Below are 20,426 nucleotides of genomic sequence, written 5' to 3' on the forward strand. Positions count from 1 at the left end.
CTTTCTTCAAACTTTTTTATTTCATCATAAGTTTTAAGGCTGATTTGATATATTCTTCGCTGGTCAGACCTGTTTCTTGAGCTAATTTTTTCTCAATTTTCTTCAATTCTGTTGCTTTATAACCCAAAGCTTGCAGCGCTTCAATCGCTTCTTCCAAAGCAAGATTGCCAGCAGGTCCAGCATCAAGAAGAGAAATACCTACAGTTCCTGTCGCATCAAATTTCCCAGCCAAATCAAGCACCATCTGCATGGCTGTTTTTTTACCAACTCCTGGAAATTTAGTTAAATACTTGATATCACTATTGTCAATAGCAGTGATTAAACCTTCGTTATCAGCCGCCGCAATGATGGCCAGAGCTGATTTTGGCCCAATCCCAGAAACGCTGATCAGACGTAAGAATAAAGCTTTTTCGGCCTCGTTAACAAAACCATAGAGGCTGTGGGCATCTTCGCGAATGACTTGATGAACATAAATTTTTACTTCTGTGTTCATCAAAGCAGACCAAGCGTAAGGGTTAGCTACACTGATAAGATAACCAATTCCTGCTACATCAATTACAATATTTGTTGGGGAAATTTTTACTAATTTTCCATTAAGATATTCAAACATTTTTTTACTTTTCTAATTTTTTTGATTGACAAACTCCCTTATTCAAGTCTGTCAGTAGTTTTTATCTATTTTTTTACTGACCAACTTCATCATTAATCTGTTTAGTCACTTTTTACTCAAAATCTTTCCACGAAGCTGCTTTTGAACGATGCGTTTCTTGGATTCTCCGGAACATTTTTTGAATGTCATCCCCTGAAAAATGAACAATCGTTGGCCGTCCATGCGCACAACTATAAGGATTTTTACAAGTTGCTAATTCTGCGAGTAAAGCTCTAGCTGACTCGGCGTCAAGGGGATGATTAGCTTTAATTGAACTTTTACAAGCAACCATTGCAGCTAAATCATGACGATATTTTTTGAGTGAAAATTCTTTTGATGAGAGAATAATATCAATCATTTCATTAATTGATTTCTCTATCTCGGTTTCTTTTAACCAGATTGGATGTTCTCTTAAAATGAATTGATTTTCTCCGTATTCTTCTAAGAAAACACCGGCTTCATGCAACAAATCTTTCTTCTCGGCTAAAACAATAAAATCATTTTTGGCTAAAATGAACAAATATGGTGCAAGTAAAATTTGTTGCTCCATACTGACCTCACCAATTTTATCTTTCCAATACTCATATTTGATTCGCTCTTGAGCCGCATGTTGGTCAACCAAGTAAAGTCCTTCTTTGGACTGACAAAGTAAATAAGTCGCATGCAATTGTGCCAAGTATTCAAGCTGCGGAAAAGTTGATGACTGACTTATCTTTGCTTCATTATCAAAATCAATTTCAAAGTTGCTGACAGTATTTTCTAGACTGTTGTCAGTAATTTCAGTAGTACTTTCCACAGTTCTGTCAGTCATTTTTTCACTGACAGCATCTGTATTAAGTTGATTTTCTGTAAAATTATCAAAAGTTTGTTCAGACGAATCATTTGAAGCTTGATTTTTATTGATTTTAAAAGTTGCCTCTTCTCTGACATAAAAATCTTGGCGAACATTATCATAATATAAAGGATTATTTTGCAAAGGAAGTTCCGTTTGAACAGAAAGAGTTTCCTTTTCTTTAGCTCTTCCTTGCAAATTTTCCAAAGCTTCTGGAATCAAAACACCTTCTGATAAAGCCTCATCAATTGCTTTAGAAATTAAAGCCATCAATTCACGCTCTTTAGACAAACGCACCTCTTGTTTTGTCGGATGAACATTAACATCAGCAAGTGTTGGGTCAATTTTAATCGATAAAATAGCAAAAGGGAACCGTCCCACCATCAATCGATTGCCATATCCTTCTAAAATTGCCCGATTCAATAAAAAGTTTTTGATAAATCGACCATTTATTAAAATCGTAATATAATTACGATTAGCCCTTGTCAGCTCTGGTATGCTGACATAACCTGTTAGTTCAAAATCTAAGTCTGAGCCCTTGATTTGACGCATTTTTTTCGCTGTCCCTATGCCATAAATTGCAGCAATAACCTGGCGTAAATCACCATTTCCAGCCGTTTTCAAAAATTCTTTACCCTCATTAACTAAAGTAAAGGAAATCTCTGGATGAGCCAGACTCAATCGGTTGATGATGTCTGTGATATGAGAAAGTTCAGCCTGCAAGGACTTGATATACTTGAGTCTTGCTGGTGTATTATAAAAAAGATTAGCAACAGAAATTTTCGTCCCCACTCGCTTAGCAAGTGGTTCTAAAGTTTCGATATTTCCACCTTTAGCAACTAGTTTTGTTCCTGATTCTTCCTCAGCCGTACTTGTTTCAATGGTCATCTGGCTGACAGAAGCGATTGATGGCAGAGCCTCCCCCCGAAAACCAAGTGTTCTAATCCGAAACAAATCTGCCGAATCCTTGATTTTACTTGTTGCATGACGACGTAAAGCCAAAGCCACATCTTCTTTTTCCAAACCCAAACCATCATCAATGACTTCAATTAACCGCAAACCAGCTTCTTCAACATTGATAATAATTTTACTGCTTCCAGCATCAATTGAGTTTTCGACTAATTCTTTGACAACACTAGCAGGCCGCTCAACCACCTCTCCAGCAGCAATTTGATTGGCGAGCGCTTCATTTAGTTCAATAATTTTTCCCACAATAATCTCGCTCTCTTGTTTTTTTAAATTAATTCTAATTATAACACAAAAAGCAAGGGCTCGCTTTTCATTTTTTACTGACAAAAAATGATAGACAAGATGAAAATTGTCTATCATTTTTACATTAATTAGTAGTTTCCAAAATCGCGGTAACCATTATCAAAATTATTATAGCTGTTAAAAGCAAAGACTAATACGAAAATAAGAATCAAAATTGCAATCACAAATAATACAATTCCAATGATGAATGCAACGAAACCTGCTCGATTCCAACCGTCCATGACCTTACGGAACTCTTCCTCATCACGATATTTATTATCTCGATTTTCAAGTGCCCATTTTTCGCCATTAAAACCAAAAACGATCATCCATACAATCCCAAAAATCCAACCTACCCACGGTACCAAAGTAAGTAGAATCAAAAGTCCCAAATAAGCGCGATTGGCAATCCCAAACCACATAGTTAAAGCAAAAGCGCCCCAGTTCCATTTAGTTTTAATTTCATCTTGATTTTCTAGTGAACGATTCTGAGGAATATCTGCATAAGCTGATTGTTCGCTCGTTTTCTCTTCGACTTTTGAATCAAGTGGTTCACTAGCAGCAATTACTGGTTCTGCAATCACTGGTTCACTTACAAAACCTTCTGAAACTTCAGCCTTGGCAACTACTGGCTCATCAAGTACAGGCTCTGAGGCATCCCATTCACTAATATCACTCTTAGTTGTTTCTTCTTGAGAAGCAAGATTCTCAGAATTTAATTCTTCAGTTGGCTCCACTTGAGTCTCTGGAATTTCTTGCCCTTTAAGTTCTTTTTCATTTCCCATGTTTAGCTCCTTTTTATGTTAGCTTCTACTCAATTCATCTTTCAATGAATCTCTTTTTAAGTAATTATAGCCTTTTTTCTTAGCTTATTTACAGAATAAGCCTCGCTACCAAGTTCAAAGTGAATCTTTAAGTTCCCACAAGAAATTCAAAGCCTCTCTTGCAGTCATATTATCAACATTTTGCCTTTTTATCTTTTCAATAATTTCTGAAGAATTTTCGGTAAAATCAAATAAACTAAGTTGTTCTTGTTCATCAGCAACTTTTTTAGCAGGCAAAGGTTTATTTTCTAACTTCTGCAAAATCAAATCTGCTCGCTCTAACAAAGGCTGTGGTAAACCTGCAATTTTCGCCACATGAATCCCATAGGATTTATCAGCTGGTCCCTCTGTTATTTTATGCAAAAAAGTCACATTCCCATTTTGCTCCAAGGTAGCAACATGGACATTATCAAGATGATCGAGCGCTTCATCTAAGTCTGTCAATTCATGATAATGCGTAGCAAACAAGGTCTTTGCCCCAATATGGTCATGAACATATTCAATAATTGCTTGAGCTAGAGCCATCCCATCATAAGTTGCCGTTCCTCGCCCTAATTCATCAAAAATAATCAGGCTGCGACTGCTTGCCTTTTGAATGGCATGATTGGCCTCAGACATTTCAACCATAAAGGTCGATTCCCCTGAAATCAAGTTATCACTGGCACCAATCCGTGTAAAGATGGCATCAAAAATTGGTAAATTGGCTGTTTCGGCTGGAACAAAAGATCCAATTTGAGCCATAATCACCGTCAAAGCAAATTGACGCATGTAGGTTGATTTACCTGACATATTCGGTCCTGTGATGAGTTGAATATCTGTTTGTTCAGGCAGTTCAATATCATTTGGCACATATTCTTGAGCACCCATGACCGCTTCAACGACCGCATGACGACCGCCTTTAATTTCAACAATTCTTGAGCCATCTGTAAGCGTCGGACGGATATATCCTTGTTTTTCGGCAACGACAGATAGACTTTGTAAACAGTCAATTTCAGCAATTGTTTTGGCTAGAGCTTGTAGTCTGCCAATATATTGCTCCGTTTCAGTCCGAAGGCCCATGAATAAATCATATTCTAGAGATGATGATTTTTCACGCGCTTCCAACATAATTTCTTCAATTTCAGTTAATTCCTGAGAACCAAAACGCTCAGAATTTTTCAAAGTTGCCTTCCGATAAAAATGTTCAGGAACACTATTCAACTGACTTTGAGTAATATGAAAATAATAACCATCCTTACGATTATAATCAATTCGTAGTGTGGAAATTCCTGTCTTGGCTTTTTCATCTGCTTCCAATTTAGCAATCCAAGAAGTCCCATTTTCAAGCGCCTCCCGATATTTATCTAATTGAGCATTGTAGCCTTTTTTAATAATGCCCCCTTCAGTAATCGTTCTTGAGGCATTCTCACTAATAGCTGAATTAATTAAACCAGATAATTCTGGAATTTCGTCTAATTGGCTTTTTAACTCTTCTAATGGAGCTTCATTAAGCATTCCCAAAATATTTTTGATAGCAGGAACATTTGATAAAGAATTAGCCAGCTGCAAAAAATCAACCGGAACAGCCTTACCAAAAGAAACACGTGAAGCCAAACGTTCTAAATCATAGACCCCTTTTAAGGCTTCTATCAAATCGGAACGCTCAAAGAAATGGTCTAAGAAAATTTGAACAATTTCCATTCGTTTTTGAATGGCTGAATTTGAAACCAAAGGACGGTCAATCCACGACCGTAACATTCTGGTTCCCATCGCTGTTTTCGTCTCATCAAGCAACCAATAAAGTGTGCCATGTTTTTTATTTTCTCTTTTATTTGCCGTCAGCTCTAAAGATGATTTTGTCGCAAAGTCCATTTGCAAAAAGTCTTTAATTTCATAATGTTCAACTTCTTGTAAGTGACTCAAATCACGCATTTGTGTTTCTTTTACGTAAGCCAACAATTTTGAAGCGACTTGATTTTCTAGGGCGGTCAATCCTGACAAATCTATCAGTAAATTTTCAGAAATTTCAATTTGTTCTGAAATCAAAAGATTCATTTGTCTTTCAAAAACTTTTAATTGACTTTCATCTAAAGTAAAACCAGCTACAATTTCCCGCGCCTTGAGTGAAGCAATTTCTCCCACCACCGCTGAAAATTCGCTGAGCTCTGTCACCTTGAATTCCCCAGTTGATAAGTCTATATAGGAAAGAGCATAATGTTTATCTTTGAAGTCAATTGCCACCAAGAAATTATTATCAACCGAATTTGCAGTGTCAATCGTTGTCCCTGGGGTAATCACCTGTGTTACTGCCCGTTTAACAATTCCGACCGCTTTTTTCGGGTCTTCCATTTGTTCAGCAACAGCCACTTTGTAGCCTAAATCAACCAATTTATCAATGTATTCAGCTGCTGCATGGTGAGGAACACCAGCCATTGGAATTGGATTTTCTGAATTTTTATTTCTTGAAGTCAGGGTTAATTCTAATATTTGGGCAGCATTCACTGCATCATCATAGAAAAGCTCATAAAAATCACCCATCCGAAAGAGCAAGAAAGCATCGGGATAATCTTGTTTGATGTCTAAATATTGTTGCATTCCTGGTGAAATTTTTTCAGCCATTTTTTCTTCCTATCCCATCTAAATTTTACTGACGAAATTCTTAGCATATCCGTAAGAAAATTTAACACTAAATATCCTAAAACAGAAATTCTGTCAGTATTTTTTTATTATATTTTTACTGACAAAAATTCTAGCATCTCCATAAGCAAGCTTTCATGGCCTATCCTATGCCAGAATTTCTTGTCAGTACTTTTTATTCACCAGTTTCCAACAAAAGATTTACTTTCTCTTCTAATTCACCAGTGATATATTGAACTAAATCATTGACATCCTCTAATTTTGTAGCATAATCTTCTACCAAAGGATGATGCTTAATCCGTTTTTCAATGACTTGAGCCGACTGTGAAGTCTTTTTGTAAGCTTGTATTTTATCAATTTTTTGATATAAAACAGCCTCTTTTTGTAGAGCTTTCATTTCTTCTTGAGCTTTAAAAAGTTCTTGATTAGCCATTAGTGCTGTTTCAGCTTGTTGAAAATCTTTAACATAATCAAGACTTTTTATTTTTTCAACAAGCAAATCAACTAAGTCATCATAGTGCATCTCAAGCCTCCTTAAAATTTCATTAATTACTAATTATTTCTTTCATTAAAACTCTTAGACTTTATAAAATAATTATAACATATTTGGTAAAGTGACGATACTTCGCTTTATAAATTAGGGTGAAATCTATAAAATATATTTAGTTTTTCAATCACTTCAACTTTTTTATCTATAAAAACAGCCTGAAATGTTCAGGCTGTTTTGCGCTATTTCTCTTATTCTGGACGATGTCCATTTGGCCACCAAAGTTTAATCAAAGCTTGAGTCCCATCATTTTCAAAGCCTTTATCAGCTAATTGCTCATAGAGTTCTTTTGCCCCTTTAGTTGCAGGAAGCTCAAGATTCATTTTTTCTGCCTCAGAAAGTGCAATCCCTAAGTCTTTGATGAAATGCTTAACAAAAAATCCTGCACTATAATCTTCACGGAGAATCCGAGGCCCGTAATTAGCCAAAGACCAAGTAGCACCAGAACCTCCCCCAACAGTATTTAAAACTTTATCCAAATCCAAACAAGCCTTTTGGGCATAAGCTAAAAGCTCTGTCATTCCAGTCATTGTACCCGCAATACAAATTTGGTTAGCCATTTTAGTGTGTTGTCCACTTCCAGCTGCCCCTTGATGAGTAATAGTTTTTCCCATTTTTTCAAATAAAGGCAGAGTTTTCTCATAAGTTTCTGAATCACCACCAACCATAATGGTTAGTGTTGCATTTTTTGCACCCAAATCTCCTCCAGAAACAGGGGCATCAAGTGCGAATGCTCCAACTTTTTTGGCTTCTTGATAAATTTCTTGTGCTAAAGTTGGCTCAGTCGTCGTCATATCAATAAGAACTTTTCCTGAACAATCATTTTTGAAAATTCCTTCTGCACCAAAATAAACTTCGCGGACGTCCTTAGGATAACCAACAATTGTAATCACAAACTCAGCTTGAGCCGCAGCCTTTTGTGGATTTTCAGCATAAGTTGCACCACGTGCCACAAGACCGTCCGTTTTTGATTTTGTCCGATTATAAACAATTAAATCATGACCAGCGTCCATAAGATGACCAGCCATTGCGGCTCCCATCACACCCGTACCAATAAATGCTATTTTTGACATTTCTTCTCCTTTATTTAGCAGATTTATAAAATCTGTTTCGTCTAATTTTGGTAATCACGACGTTTACGGGCTTTATCTCCCCGCAACCGTTTGATTTTTCGGTTACGATATTCATCCAATTGATAAGTTTTCAACCATTTTTCAATAGCCACTCGTGAATTTCCTGTTTCTTCGCCAATGCTTGATAAAGAGCGTAAAGGATTTTCATCAATGATTTTCTCTAGTTCTTCTCTTGTTAATCTAGTCATATTTCTCCATCTCTTAAAAAGCTCAAAAGAGCAAAAAACGGCCAGCTTCCAGCCAACCGTCCACTTAATCATGGGGAAGAAGGGATTTGAACCCTCACGCGATTTCTCGCACATGCACCTGAAGCATGCGTGTCTGCCATTCCACCACTTCCCCTACGGATCATAACCTTGTCCTTTTACGTAAGTCGCTAAAGCGACTACTACAAAGGCACTTCCCCTACGGGTCATAACACTTTTCTATAATATCAGTTTAATAGAAAAAATGCAAGTTGAAAATCCGCTATGACGCCCTATTTAAGCACCTCCGTGCCCTACAAACATTGCAACAATTAATATAATCAAAACTAAAGTTGTAATTGCCACATAGAGTTTATCTCCTTCTTTTGCAAAAGCCACAATTGAAGCAACTACTCGCAAAACAGGAGTCAAAATTAAGAGGAATAATCCAGTCATCAACCAAGCCAATGCTTTAAATTCAACTAAACCACTTAAAATTTCATTAAATTTATCTGGCCAAACCCCTTCAGCATAACCAGAATGGCCGCTTAGGAGAAACATCAAAATTCCAATAATAATGACTGTAGTACTAACAAATACACCAATCCGAAGAATCTTTCCGATATTTCGCTCTATTTTGAGTAACTCTTCTTTTGTTAATTCTTTATTTACCATTAGAGCGATACCCCCAATCCTTTAAGCAACATTTGTAATGCCATAATTAAAATAACTGGAATGAAAATCAATCGAATTGTTTTCGCTGGTAACTTAGGCATAATTTTTGAGCCCAAAGCTGCACCGGCAACAATCCCAATAGCAAGCGGACCTGCTAAACTTGGATTAACATAGCCATTGAAAAAATAAACCGTTGCAGAAGCCGCTGCTGTTACCCCAATCATCAAATTTGAAGTCGCTGTTGAAGCTTTTAAAGGCATTTTCATCATTGAATCCATTGCCATGACCTTAAAGACCCCAGAACCAATTCCCAAAAGACCTGACGCAACACCAGCACCAAGCATTACAGCAGCACCACCTGGAACCTTTTCTACTTGATAAGGAATTTCTTTGCCAAGCTGTTTATCATAATAGCTTGAGTTTAATTTTAATTTCTCAGCAATCTTGTCTGACTCCACCTTTTGAACAACTTCCTCACCTTTATGCATTTTCCGCCACATATTGTAGCCTTGGAAAATCAAAAGACAACCAAATAAAATATTTAAAATCGTAGCATCAAAAAATCCTGCTAAAATTGCACCAACTAAACCACCAATTGTGGTAAATATTTCCAAAAACATAGCGGTACGAACATTAATCATATCATCTTTCAGATAAGAAATGGCCGCACCAGAACTTGTTGCAATAACGGCAACAATACTTGCCCCAATGGCATATTTAATATCAACACCAAAAAATGTCGTAATAATAGGCGTGATAATAATTCCACCCCCAAGACCCAAAATTGAGCCAAATACCCCTGCGACGAAACCAAGAAGTAACATCAACAGAGTAAATACTAATAAAGACATGTGTTTCTCCAATCTAATAACCCTATTTTACCAAAAACTTTTTAAAGCTGCTTGTTCCTTTGATTAAGATACTTTATCAAGAACATTTAAATCCTATTCTATTTTTTACAACCCCAATTTATGATATAATTCTTATAAGATTAATGCTTCACAAGAGTTTTTGAGGCAACTTATTGGAGGTTAAAATGAATAGACAAGAACTTGAGACACGACTTCGTCAAGAGCTAGCAATTCCCTTTTATAATGCTAAAATAGCCGAGCGCGATTATAGCGAGTCCGAATTTCAAGAAATGAAAGCTGAACTCAAAGCCGATATTGAACAGTACGCTCATGATTACGTCAATGAAACTAATACAAATGGTTAAATTTTACTGACAGAAATTCTAAATCAGTCTGTCAGTAAATTAATTATTGTTTTTTAAAAAAGGAAAAAATATGACCGAACAAAAACAAGCACTTTTCACCATCTTCGGAGCAACTGGTGACCTCGCTAAAAGAAAGCTCTACCCTTCACTCTTTCGCCTCTTCAAAAAAGGTGAACTAGCTGATAATTTTGCAGTCATCGGTACCGCTCGCCGTCCATGGACAAACGAGTATTATCGTGAAGTTGTTTTAGAGTCTATCAAAGATTTAATGAACTCAAAAACGGAAGCCGAAAATTTCGCCAGCCATTTTTATTATCAAAGTCACGATGTTAGCGACAGCTCACATTACGTTAACTTAAAAGATTTGGGTGAAAAATTGCGTAAACAGTATAAAACTGCGGGCAATCAAGTCTTCTTTTTAGCAATGGCTCCTCAATTTTTTGGCACTATCGCTGAACACCTTAAATCAGAAAATATTTTGACAGGTGAGGGTTTTGAGAGAATCGTCATTGAAAAACCATTTGGAACAAGCTACGATACGGCAAAATCACTTAATGACAGCCTCGCAAAAGTATTTAGTGAAGAACAAATTTTCCGAATCGACCACTACCTTGGAAAAGAAATGATCCAGGCCGTTTCTGCCGTTCGTTTTGCCAATCCAATCTTTGAATCGCTTTGGAATAATCAACACATTGATAACGTTCAGATTACTTTTGCCGAATTTATCGGTGTTGAAGACCGTGGCGGTTACTACGAAACTTCTGGTGCTTTAAAAGATATGATTCAAAACCATGTCTTACAGGTACTCAGCCTCATTGCCATGGAAAAACCTGAAAAATTTGATGAATCTTATATTGTAAAAGAAAAAGTTAAAGCCCTTAATGCAATCCGTCAATATTCTTCTGAGGAAGCTTTAGAAAACTTCGTTCGTGGTCAATATATCGCAGGACGTTTTGACGGTGAAGATTACCTAGGCTATCGCGAAGAAGATTCTGTTGCAACAGACAGTCGAACTGAAACTTTCGCTGCTGGAAAATTTGTCATTGATAATGAGCGTTGGTCAGGCGTCCCTTTCTATGTTCGCTCAGGAAAACGTATGACTGAAAAAGGAACTCGTATTAATATCGTTTTCAAAAAAGATAAAGACAATCTCTTTGCAGAAAATTGCGATGACCAATCCGTTCAAAATGTTTTGACCATTTATATTCAACCAACTGAAGGGTTTTCACTTTCAGTAAATGGAAAAGCGGCTGGTCAAGGCTTCCATTTAGAGCCTTTGCGCTTAAATTTCCGACACGATAGTGAATTTCTTGGAAATTCTCCTGAAGCATATGAAAAACTTTTCCTAGATGTCCTTAATGGAGATGGAACAAATTTCTCACATTGGGAAGAAGCGGCTCGCGACTGGGAACTTATTGATGTTATTCGAGAAGCTTGGGATAAAGAAACTTCTGAGCTTCCAACTTATGCGGCTCGCACAATGGGACCTAAGGCTGCATTTGACTTACTAGAAAAAAATGGTCACGAATGGGCTTGGCAACCTGATTTATGGTATCAAGAACGTGGTTACTACAATAAATAAAGAAAAAAACCTGTCTTAACGATAGGTTTTTTATCTTTTCCACAAACTTTTACACAGTTTTCCACATATTTGTGGAAAGACTTCACAATTCTGTGGAAAACTTTCTGTTTTTATCCGTAAAATAAGATAAAAAAAGGATTTTACTTGTGAATTTATTTTTCCACAGGTAAAATTCTTTTTTGAAATCTATTTTTATAAACTTGTTTTCCACACAGGCTCACCATCTCGAGCAATCAATTTTTTCCAAACGCGTCGTTCACGCCAACGATTCACTTGCGTACTCCAAGAGTCTGATGCAACTAAAGGTTTGACTAAAATACTTCTGACGCCGGCACGATGAGCAGCTCTAATATCCGTCATCAATTGATCACCAACCATAATCACATTTTCAGGACGCTCATCAAGCAATCTCAAGGCTTTTTTTATCCCCCAAGCAAAAGGTTTCATTGCCCGCCAAATATATTGAACACCAAACTTTTCCACAGCACGAGCAACTCTTGCTTGTTTATTATTTGATACAACCACCACTTTTAAACCATTTTCTCGCATATCCAAAAGCCAAGCCAAAAGCTCTGGAGTTCCGTCAGGATTATCCCAGGCAATTAAAGTATTGTCCAAATCCACCATTACGGCACGAACATTCAAGGCTTGCAGACGTTTAGGGTCTAGTTGATAGACAGCTTCCACTAAATAATCAGGCTTATAATTATCAATTTTCATGCCCCTATTATATCAAAAACTTACAGAAATTCCTGTTTTCTTCCCTAAAAATACTGACAAACTCGTCAACAAAAAAATAGAGAACAAAATTACTGACAGAACAAAAAAAGCCGCCAAAAGCGACTTTTACTTTTATTTTTATTTAAACTTATCAAAGAAACCTTTTTTACCTGAACCAGAGACTTCAACACCACTTGCTTTAGCAAAAGCTTGGAGCGCTTCTTTTTGAGCTTGATTCAAATTCTTAGGAGTGACAATATTGATAATAACATATTGGTCACCATTACCAGAACCACGAAGTTTTGGCGCACCTTTACCTTTTAGACGGAAATTAGCCCCTGTTTGTGTTCCAGCAGGAATTTTCAACTTCACATTTCCATGAACAGTCGGAACTTCAATTTCATCACCTAAAGCAGCTTGAACAAAGTCCATTGGCATCTTGTAGTAAATTTCTGCACCATCACGCTCAAATTTGTCTGAAGCTTCCACTTGGAAAACAACATACAAATCACCATAAGGTCCACCATTTACACCAGCATCACCTTGTCCTTGCAAACGCATTTTTTGTCCAGTTTCAACACCAGCAGGTACAGTAACCTTAACAGTATGTGCCACTTTTTCATGACCTGAACCATGACAAGTTTCACATTTCTCTTTGATTTCTTTACCTGTTCCGTTACAAACATCACATGTTACTTGTGTTTGCATCCGTCCAAGTGGTGTATCACGAACAACATTAATTTGTCCACGACCACCACATTTATGACAAGTTTCTGGATGTGTGCCAGCTTTCGCTCCAGAACCTCCACAAGTGTGACAGAGTTCTTCACGATTATATTTGACTTGTTTTTCCACGCCAAAAATAGCTTCTTCAAATTTTAAGTTTATCCGATACTGTAAGTCATCTCCTTGACGGGGTGCATTAGGGTTAACTTGTGCACCACCTCCTCCAAAGAAACTTGAGAATATATCTTCAAAACCACCAAAGCCACCTGAGCCACCGCCGAAACCAGAGAAACCAGAAGCTCCGCCGAATCCACCGCCACCAAAGCCGCCATTGGCTCCAGCTTCACCATATTGGTCATAAGCAGCACGCTTTTGTTCATCCGAAAGCGTTTCGTATGCTTCTTGAACTTCTTTATATTTTTCTTCAGCACCCTCTTCTTTATTTAAATCGGGGTGATATTTTTTGGACATTTTACGATAAGCTTTTTTTATTTCATCTTGACTGGCATTTTTATCGACACCTAGTCGTTCATAATATTCAGTATTATTCATTTCTAAATTACTCACTTCCTTTACTAAATCAATTTTTCAATAGCACTATTTTACCACGTTTTTTCATTTTTGGCAAAAAAATTAGCACTCTTTTTATAAGAGTGCTAATTACACTATAAAAATTCTATCGCAAATTGATTTGTTCCACTATAAACCGAATCAACTGTAGATTCAGCCAACCAATATTTTCCTTTTATTGGATCAGTAACATGAAACTCATTTTTCTTTTCGTTATACCCATCTAAAATAACAGCATGCGTATTAGCTACAACCTTATAACCGTAATAATCATCGTAAGTGATATTAGGTTCATCAAAATCAATCGTCACCCACATTTCAACTAAATGTTCTGATAAAACAGCATCTTTAATCTCGCTAATACTTTTTCCAGATAAGTCAGCAACTTGGATATTATTTTCTTGAGCAAAACTCATCAAAGCTGTGGGCCAAATCGTTGGAAAACCACCATCCGGGATGTCTTCATCAGACGTCCAAGGATTCCCAGCATAACCACTTCCTGGATCACCTCCCCAACCCACATACGGCAAAGATTCAATCCAATCAGTGACCGTCCTACCCTGAGTTTTATCCAAATAGACCAATGCATTGTAAAAAGAAACAATTTCACATCCCTGGTAGGCTCCGATTGTCATTTGATTAACATCACCAGTTTTCATCAAAACATAATCGTACTTACCCTTACGATCAGTTTGGACAAAAGTTTTTGATGCAGATGTTAATTTTTTATCTTCTTGATTCTTAGGATTTACAATAAAAGTAAAAATAAGTAGACAGGCCACAAGAACAAATAAAATTACGATTCTTTTTTTAAAAAGTTTTTTCTTTTTAATAGTCATCTAATAAATCTTTTTTTCCCATCATAGATATTGTTCGATGTACAGTTTCAGCTTGTGCATCTATTATATTGTACTCTTTTGTCAAATCATAGGCTTCATATAAGACTGACAATTCTGTACAACCTAAAATGGTTACTTCACAATTCATTTCTGACGCGACATCAGACAAAATTTCCTTATAAAGCTCAAAATTAAGATTTCTATTTTCCTTAACTTCTTGATAAATCAAGCGATTTACCTTTTCTTGCAATTGATCATCTGGAATTACCGCTTCATATCCTTGTTCTTCCAAGGCCTTACGATAAACTCCTGTCAAAATTGTTCCTTCAGTCGCTAGCACGGCCACCCTCTTAGCTTTTGGAAAGTGATGGCTAATACTATCAACGGCAATGCGTGGCATATGTAGAATCGGAATTTCTGTTGCTTTTTGCATCTCATCAAAATAATAATGAGCCGTGTTACAAGGAACAACGAAAAATTTTGGTGAAAGTTGACTGTGAATCTTAATATCATCAATCAATTTTTCTTCTGGATTTTCCAATGAAGGATTCTTGATATAATCTGTTCGGTCAGGAATTGTCGCATGATTAACTACGATATAATTCAAATAATCTTGGTCACGATAAGCCTCTGTTCGTTCATTCAGCGTATGAATAAAACTTTCAGTCGCAAGAGTACCCATTCCCCCCAAGATTGTAAAGAAGTTTTCCATTATATCCCCCTGTCCTTCTTATTCTTAATTTTTATTTGTGAAAGTACGTTTTAAATGCCCCAATATAGCGATGGAATGCATATTTCATCAAAAGATAACGTTTTGGTGAGTTATCCTTAGAATAAAATAGAGTTGTCCCATAGTTTCCTGAATTAATAAAACGACGAATTTCTTCTTTAAAACTAGGATTTACATATTTGAGCAATACTTTTTTAGGAACCCCTAACCAAAGTTTTGAACCTTTTCCATAAATTGTCTCAGTAAAAGGTTCATTGTTAATACGGTCAGCAACTAAATAACGTGTCAAATTGTAACCATTTAAAGTAACATAAAAGGAGCTACGTCCTTGACGTAAGTTAATTTCAAAAAGTTTATAAGAGCCATCACGTGGGTCATATTTCATATCAAAATTAGCAAAGCCTGTATATTCAATTTTTTCAAGAAAATCCTGAATTTGTTGATAAACTTGTTGATTATAATCAGGCAAAATCGCCACATAATTCCCAATCGCTTTTGGACTTGGATCCTCAAGTAAGGGATGACCCAAACACATCATGCGAACTTTATGATTTTTATCTACATAAGCGTTAAGAACACGCATATTTTCATCCCCTCCAGGAATGAAATCTTGAATAATCATCTCATCAGGATAACCAGCTTCATAACAACGATGAAGCATCAACTTCATTTCTTCGTTAGATGCAATCGTGAACGCTTTTTTCTGTCCTTCAAAGTGCACATCTAAATAAGAAATCGAATTCCCTGGTTTTAAAATCATTGGATAAGGGAAAGTTAACTCATCTACTAAAGTATCTATTTCTGATTTTGGATTAACTAATACCGTTTTTGGATAAGGTAAATTATATTGTTCACAGATATTATAAAAATTAGGTTTATTTTCTAATTGACGATAAAGCGCGTAGTCAATATAAGGCACTTCAAAAAATTCCGAAAGTTCCTCACGATATTTTGAAGCAAGCAGGGCATAACCGTCCCCACAAGCTACTAAAAGATATTTCTTCTTACTGTCTTTATGTTTACTTGCAAAATCACGAAGCACCTGAATAAAAGTTTCTTCATGGTCAAAATTTTCATGAGTTTGTACTTCAACAATTTTTGAATACTTTGTTGGAGCTAATCCAGAAGCACTTAAAGCCAGAGAAGTAATTCCAAATTCTTCATGAAATGAACGAGCCATTCCATAGACGTTGATATCAGAACCTAACAAGATAGGTTGAAATTCATTTGTTTGTGACACAAAAACCTCCCTTAAAAATTAACCACAGCAGGTTTTTCACCATTATTGATGAAGTAAACATCATACCAAGTCAAGAATGAATAAATTGTCCAGAGTTTACGACGTGCATCATTTTTATCTGCAAAGTTATCATCCAACATCTTCAAGAGTTTTTCTTGATCGAAGAATTCAGCAACAAAATCTTGTTCAAATAATTGACGAACAACTTTATAATATTTTTCTTCTCGCAACCAGTCTTTAATTGGCACTGGGAAGCCTAATTTTTTACGATTTGACCATTCTTCTGGTAAATGACGACGAGCTGCTTGGCGGAAAGCATACTTTGTATTATGCTCATTCAAAAGATATTTTGTAGGAATTTGTTCCGCTGTATGCATCAATTCAATATCAAGTAGTGGAACACGCAATTCAAGTGAGTGTGCCATTGCCATTTTATCAGCTTTAAGTAGGATATCTCCTGGCATCCATTGGTGCATATCAAGATATTGCATTTTACGAAGTTCAGAACCTTCTGGGGCCTTTTTGTAAGTTTTTCCAACAATATCTTTAACAGTTGGAGCTGCTTTAAATTCTTCTTTCAAAAGCTCTACTGATTCAGACTCATCAAATACTTTCGCTTGACCGATAAAGAAATCTTCAGCAGGCGCAAGTGATTCATAAAGATGTTTTTGACCTTTGAAATGTTTATTTTCAATACCACGAGCAATTGAGAAACGTAAAGATTTTGGTAATTTCTTCAAACCTTCTGCGAAAACACGAACCGCACGAGAATTTGTACTAAATCCATAAGACTCATAACCAGCAAAAAGCTCATCGGCACCTTCACCGCTCATTACAACACGTACATCACGTGCTGCTAATTCTGCGAGGAAAAAGAGTGGCACACAAGAAGGATTTGAATCTGGTTCATCCAAATAATATTGAATTTGTGGGAAATACTTGAACGCTTCATCTCCATGGATTTCACGAGAAGTATTGTTCAAACCAATCATATCAGTCAATTGTTTGGCTTGTTTAGATTCATTGAAAGTTCCTTGACCAAAACCAATAGAATAAGTATGTTCCGGACGAAGCGTTGAAGCAACATAACTAGAATCGACACCACTTGATACAAAAGCTCCAACTTCTACGTCAGCAAATTTATGAGCGTCAACAGAACCCAAAACAGTCTTATCAATCAAATCAATTGATTCTTCCAAACTCATATCTTTTTCATCAACTTTCATATCCCAATAAGGTTTGATATCCAAGACCCCATCTTTGTAAGTAAAGTAATGACCTTCTTTGATACGAAAAACATTTTTAAAGAAAGTTTCATCAAGAGCAGAGTATTGGAAAGTCATGTAAGGTTTTAAAGCTTCTTTATTTAATTCTTTTTTGAAGTTTGGATGTTTCAAAAAACTTTTAATTTCTGAACCATACATGAAAGTTCCACCCATTTGAGTATAGTAAAGTGGTTTGATACCAAAATGATCCCGAGCACCAAACAATTCTTGTTTTTCTCTATCCCAAATAACAAAAGCGAACATTCCACGAAGCTTTTGAAGAAGTTCTACACCATATTCTTCATAACCATGCAAAAGAACTTCTGTATCAGCATGAGTTGTAAAATCATGACCTTTAGAAATAAGGTCCTCACGTAATTCGCGGAAGTTATAAATTTCACCATTAAAAGTAATCAATTTAGTTTTATCTTCATTGAAAATAGGTTGGTCTCCACCTTCAAGGTCAATAATACTCAAACGACGAAAGCCAATTGCGGCACCTTCATCAATAAATTCACCTGAACTACTTGGACCACGGTGAACAATAGTATTCATCATTTCTTCTAAAGTTTTTGATTTATCATTTTGATTCATCCGGTCAATAAAGCCGACAATTCCACACATTTGTATCTATCCCCTTATCATTTTTCCTTATTATTATACCACAATAATAAAAAATGATTTGACAGAAGGAAAATTATTCCCCACTATCAAATCACTATTTATATCTTTAAAATTTTTGAATTAGTTTGGCATTAAGAATGTTACACCAGCTGCACTTACGTGTGAGCGTGTATGACCCCATCCAAAGCCAATTCCACCTTCAACAACGTCAATTGTACCATCGGAATTTACCGCTGTTACAATAGCAACGTGACCATAAGGTGATCCTGCATATCCAACAAAGTCAGTTGAGAATCCAGACGCGATAACACCAGGAGCCGCACCTACTACATGGAGAACACCTTGTGCAGGGCCATTAGATGCCCATTGACCACCATTACCTGGCATGATATTTCTGATGTAGATTCCTTGTGCAGCAAAATGTTGCCATACGTAGTCAGTACATCCACCACCAGCATAAGGATTACCGATTGGTGTGCTATTAATACCTGATGAACTTGAACCACCTGTATTACCAGTATTTGTACTTTCACCACCATTTGAGCTACTTGAATTTGATGAGCTATTAGAGCTTGATGAATTGCTACTTGAATTTGATGAGCTATTAGAGCTTGATGAATTGCTACTTGAATTTGATGATGTATTATTGCTACTTGAGCTGCTTGAATTTGATGATGTATTATTGCTACTTGTGTTTGAACTTGATGAACTTGATTGTGAAGTTTGACTAGATGAAACAGTTGAAGTTGCTTCTTCTACCGCTTTAGTTGTTGCTGCTGTAGAAGCTGCCTGAGCTTTAGCGGCCTCTTTTTGTTGTGCTTCATAAGCTGCTTGTTTTTTAGCTGCTTCTTGAGCTGCTTTTTCTGCGGCTGCTTTTTCATCTAATAAAGATTGTTTTTTATCTTGCGCAGTAGCAATTGTTGCTTGATAATTCAAAGTAGCAACTTTAAGTTCAGCTTGTTGTGAAGTCAACTCTTGAGCTTGAGAATCTAAACTTTGTGAAAGAGAAACGAACTGGTTATAGTTCTTTTTAACAGTTTCTGATTTTTGACTAAGTTCTTTTTGCTCTTTTTCTTGTTGTTCCAACATTTGTTTGTTGGCACTAGAAACTGTAGCAATTGCTGTTACTTTTTGAATAACATCTGTCAAAGATTTTGAATTAACAACAGCATCCATATAGTTTGTTGCTGAGCTGTTAACTTGAGCACTACGTGCTTGAGCTTCCAATGTCTTTGTACGTTCTGCGATACTTTCATTCAATGTTGCAATTTGTGCATTAAGCGCTTTTGCTTCACTTTCGATTTTAGCAATTTGAGCTTTTGTGCTTGCTTGTTTTTGTTGTAAGCTATCAACTTTTGATTGTAAGCTATCAACTTGTGCTTGGGCTTGAGCCTTTGCAGACTGCGCACTTGAAATTGTCGCATCTTGTTTAGCAATATCTGAATTTGTGTCAGCGTAGACCCCTGACAACGGTGCTGCAGCAGAGAGTACCACTGTAGACATTAAAATAGCTGAGATAATCTTTTTTTTCATAACTGTAATTTTTTAATTTTTCCTCCCATTAAGTTCGGTTGAATAAACATATTATACTATTCCTACCCGCCCAAAATATTTCTTTATGATTACAAAACACTTTCTAATTGTATCTTCCGTGACTTTTCTTTAATCTGTAAAAGATTTCTAAAGGAAATTGCAAGGCTACAGCCAAGATAATATTAAGCAAAAGTGTAGGCGCTAGCTGGTAAACAACAAAATTAATAAAGTTTAAATGTGCAAATCCAAAAGCTACCATAATGATTGCACTAAAAACTTCAAAAGCCGTCACAATAATAATTGTTGTAAATAACCGTGTCCAGCGATTAGTAAATATGGTTATCTGTATATTATATATAAAAAGAGCAATAAGTGGGAACAATAAGGTCGCAATTCCATAAATCCCTAGATAATAACTATCATATATTGCCCCCAAAACTGCCGCTAAGATGATAATATAGCTTGGTCTGTGCTGAGTGACACTGTACATCAGAAATATCAAAAATAAATGACTCACTGGTACCCACGTCCCGCTGCTAACCCCCGTTAATATATGGGTAATTTGACCGTCCAAAATCATTAGTAAAAAAAGAATAATTGGACTAAAAAATTGAAATGTAAATCGACTCACTACTTAATTCCTTATATTCTAGTTGGTTTTAACAAATT

The 20,426-nt window shown here is 36.3% G+C and carries 19 protein-coding genes and 1 tRNA gene; 2 read left to right on the forward strand and 18 right to left on the reverse strand.

From position 1 onward, the window contains the following. Window positions 1-16: 16 nt before the first annotated feature. The 10 genes from ruvA to PYW37_RS12450 all read right to left on the reverse strand — a co-directional run bounded on the left by ruvA (window position 17) and on the right by PYW37_RS12450 (window position 9,563). The gene (ruvA, locus tag PYW37_RS12405; protein ID WP_003131995.1) at window positions 17-610 is read right to left on the reverse strand and encodes a Holliday junction branch migration protein RuvA; all 594 of its coding nucleotides are present in this window, start codon (window positions 608-610) and stop codon (window positions 17-19) included. 112 nt (window positions 611-722) lie between these two features. Beyond that, window positions 723-2,693, reverse strand: coding sequence for a DNA mismatch repair endonuclease MutL (mutL, locus tag PYW37_RS12410; RefSeq protein WP_044009590.1), 1,971 nt, complete (start codon window positions 2,691-2,693; stop codon window positions 723-725). A 128-nt stretch (window positions 2,694-2,821) separates the two neighbouring features. Continuing rightward, window positions 2,822-3,517, reverse strand: coding sequence for a hypothetical protein (locus PYW37_RS12415; RefSeq protein ID WP_025017068.1), 696 nt, complete (start codon window positions 3,515-3,517; stop codon window positions 2,822-2,824). Between the two features lie 114 nt (window positions 3,518-3,631). Next, window positions 3,632-6,154, reverse strand: a complete 2,523-nt coding sequence (gene mutS, locus PYW37_RS12420) for a DNA mismatch repair protein MutS (protein ID WP_025017067.1) — start codon at window positions 6,152-6,154, stop codon at window positions 3,632-3,634. A gap of 193 nt (window positions 6,155-6,347) precedes the next feature. Next, window positions 6,348-6,695 carry a YlbF/YmcA family competence regulator gene (locus PYW37_RS12425; RefSeq protein ID WP_012898702.1) on the reverse strand — a complete coding sequence of 116 codons (348 nt, stop codon included), beginning with the start codon at window positions 6,693-6,695 and terminating at the stop codon, window positions 6,348-6,350. Between the two features lie 215 nt (window positions 6,696-6,910). Further along, entirely contained in the window at window positions 6,911-7,792 is an 882-nt protein-coding gene (locus PYW37_RS12430) for an NAD(P)-dependent oxidoreductase (RefSeq protein WP_023190213.1), read from the reverse strand. Between the two features lie 41 nt (window positions 7,793-7,833). Beyond that, complete coding sequence (locus PYW37_RS12435; protein ID WP_003132002.1) at window positions 7,834-8,040, reverse strand: hypothetical protein; 207 nt, start codon at window positions 8,038-8,040, stop codon at window positions 7,834-7,836. A gap of 71 nt (window positions 8,041-8,111) precedes the next feature. Next, window positions 8,112-8,194, reverse strand: a tRNA-Leu gene (locus PYW37_RS12440). 140 nt (window positions 8,195-8,334) lie between these two features. Further along, window positions 8,335-8,712 (reverse strand): DUF1634 domain-containing protein, encoded by a 378-nt coding sequence (locus tag PYW37_RS12445; protein WP_003132003.1) that lies wholly within the window; start codon window positions 8,710-8,712, stop codon window positions 8,335-8,337. After that, window positions 8,712-9,563 carry a sulfite exporter TauE/SafE family protein gene (locus PYW37_RS12450; RefSeq protein ID WP_021463283.1) on the reverse strand — a complete coding sequence of 284 codons (852 nt, stop codon included), beginning with the start codon at window positions 9,561-9,563 and terminating at the stop codon, window positions 8,712-8,714. Before PYW37_RS12450 ends, PYW37_RS12445 begins: the two co-directional genes overlap by 1 nt. A gap of 185 nt (window positions 9,564-9,748) precedes the next feature. Between PYW37_RS12450 and PYW37_RS12455 the strand changes: the two genes are divergently transcribed. Both PYW37_RS12455 and zwf read left to right on the forward strand, forming a co-directional pair. Next, window positions 9,749-9,928, forward strand: a complete 180-nt coding sequence (locus PYW37_RS12455) for a hypothetical protein (protein WP_003132007.1) — start codon at window positions 9,749-9,751, stop codon at window positions 9,926-9,928. 70 nt (window positions 9,929-9,998) lie between these two features. After that, a complete protein-coding gene (gene zwf / locus PYW37_RS12460; RefSeq protein ID WP_025017066.1) occupies window positions 9,999-11,510 on the forward strand; it encodes a glucose-6-phosphate dehydrogenase in 1,512 nt (503 codons plus the stop codon). Window positions 11,511-11,702: 192 nt separating this feature from the next. Here the strand turns inward: zwf and PYW37_RS12465 are convergent, their stop codons facing one another. The 8 genes from PYW37_RS12465 to mreD all read right to left on the reverse strand — a co-directional run bounded on the left by PYW37_RS12465 (window position 11,703) and on the right by mreD (window position 20,388). Then, complete coding sequence (locus PYW37_RS12465; RefSeq protein WP_003132009.1) at window positions 11,703-12,230, reverse strand: YqeG family HAD IIIA-type phosphatase; 528 nt, start codon at window positions 12,228-12,230, stop codon at window positions 11,703-11,705. Between the two features lie 138 nt (window positions 12,231-12,368). Continuing rightward, window positions 12,369-13,508: a molecular chaperone DnaJ gene (gene dnaJ / locus PYW37_RS12470; RefSeq protein ID WP_010906396.1), complete on the reverse strand. Its 1,140-nt coding sequence runs from the start codon at window positions 13,506-13,508 to the stop codon at window positions 12,369-12,371. Between the two features lie 113 nt (window positions 13,509-13,621). After that, complete coding sequence (locus tag PYW37_RS12475; protein ID WP_023190214.1) at window positions 13,622-14,365, reverse strand: C39 family peptidase; 744 nt, start codon at window positions 14,363-14,365, stop codon at window positions 13,622-13,624. Continuing rightward, window positions 14,355-15,077 carry an aspartate/glutamate racemase family protein gene (locus PYW37_RS12480; protein WP_003132012.1) on the reverse strand — a complete coding sequence of 241 codons (723 nt, stop codon included), beginning with the start codon at window positions 15,075-15,077 and terminating at the stop codon, window positions 14,355-14,357. The genes PYW37_RS12475 and PYW37_RS12480 overlap by 11 nt, the downstream gene beginning before the upstream one ends. A gap of 31 nt (window positions 15,078-15,108) precedes the next feature. Next, a complete protein-coding gene (locus tag PYW37_RS12485) occupies window positions 15,109-16,335 on the reverse strand; it encodes a carboxylate--amine ligase (protein WP_025017065.1) in 1,227 nt (408 codons plus the stop codon). An 11-nt stretch (window positions 16,336-16,346) separates the two neighbouring features. Beyond that, on the reverse strand, window positions 16,347-18,224 hold the full coding sequence (gene asnB, locus PYW37_RS12490; protein WP_017865249.1) for an asparagine synthase (glutamine-hydrolyzing): 1,878 nt from the start codon (window positions 18,222-18,224) through the stop codon (window positions 16,347-16,349). A gap of 120 nt (window positions 18,225-18,344) precedes the next feature. After that, on the reverse strand, window positions 18,345-19,757 hold the full coding sequence (locus PYW37_RS12495) for a CHAP domain-containing protein (protein WP_025017064.1): 1,413 nt from the start codon (window positions 19,755-19,757) through the stop codon (window positions 18,345-18,347). 103 nt (window positions 19,758-19,860) lie between these two features. Further along, on the reverse strand, window positions 19,861-20,388 hold the full coding sequence (gene mreD, locus PYW37_RS12500) for a rod shape-determining protein MreD (RefSeq protein WP_014570856.1): 528 nt from the start codon (window positions 20,386-20,388) through the stop codon (window positions 19,861-19,863). Between the last annotated feature and the right edge of the window lie 38 nt (window positions 20,389-20,426).

Source organism: Lactococcus lactis, from assembly GCF_029023865.1.
Lineage (GTDB): Bacteria > Bacillota > Bacilli > Lactobacillales > Streptococcaceae > Lactococcus > Lactococcus lactis.

Coding starts and splice junctions, on each gene's coding strand:
- ruvA (WP_003131995.1), bottom strand. CDS start 610: ATGTTTGAATATCTTAATGGAAAATTAGTAAAAATTTCCCCAACAAAT.
- PYW37_RS12415 (WP_025017068.1), bottom strand. CDS start 3,517: ATGGGAAATGAAAAAGAACTTAAAGGGCAAGAAATTCCAGAGACTCAA.
- mutS (WP_025017067.1), bottom strand. CDS start 6,154: ATGGCTGAAAAAATTTCACCAGGAATGCAACAATATTTAGACATCAAA.
- PYW37_RS12425 (WP_012898702.1), bottom strand. CDS start 6,695: ATGCACTATGATGACTTAGTTGATTTGCTTGTTGAAAAAATAAAAAGT.
- PYW37_RS12430 (WP_023190213.1), bottom strand. CDS start 7,792: ATGTCAAAAATAGCATTTATTGGTACGGGTGTGATGGGAGCCGCAATG.
- PYW37_RS12435 (WP_003132002.1), bottom strand. CDS start 8,040: ATGACTAGATTAACAAGAGAAGAACTAGAGAAAATCATTGATGAAAAT.
- PYW37_RS12445 (WP_003132003.1), bottom strand. CDS start 8,712: ATGGTAAATAAAGAATTAACAAAAGAAGAGTTACTCAAAATAGAGCGA.
- PYW37_RS12450 (WP_021463283.1), bottom strand. CDS start 9,563: ATGTCTTTATTAGTATTTACTCTGTTGATGTTACTTCTTGGTTTCGTC.
- PYW37_RS12455 (WP_003132007.1), top strand. CDS start 9,749: ATGAATAGACAAGAACTTGAGACACGACTTCGTCAAGAGCTAGCAATT.
- zwf (WP_025017066.1), top strand. CDS start 9,999: ATGACCGAACAAAAACAAGCACTTTTCACCATCTTCGGAGCAACTGGT.
- PYW37_RS12465 (WP_003132009.1), bottom strand. CDS start 12,230: ATGAAAATTGATAATTATAAGCCTGATTATTTAGTGGAAGCTGTCTAT.
- dnaJ (WP_010906396.1), bottom strand. CDS start 13,508: ATGAATAATACTGAATATTATGAACGACTAGGTGTCGATAAAAATGCC.
- PYW37_RS12475 (WP_023190214.1), bottom strand. CDS start 14,365: ATGACTATTAAAAAGAAAAAACTTTTTAAAAAAAGAATCGTAATTTTA.
- PYW37_RS12480 (WP_003132012.1), bottom strand. CDS start 15,077: ATGGAAAACTTCTTTACAATCTTGGGGGGAATGGGTACTCTTGCGACT.
- asnB (WP_017865249.1), bottom strand. CDS start 18,224: ATGTGTGGAATTGTCGGCTTTATTGACCGGATGAATCAAAATGATAAA.
- PYW37_RS12495 (WP_025017064.1), bottom strand. CDS start 19,757: ATGAAAAAAAAGATTATCTCAGCTATTTTAATGTCTACAGTGGTACTC.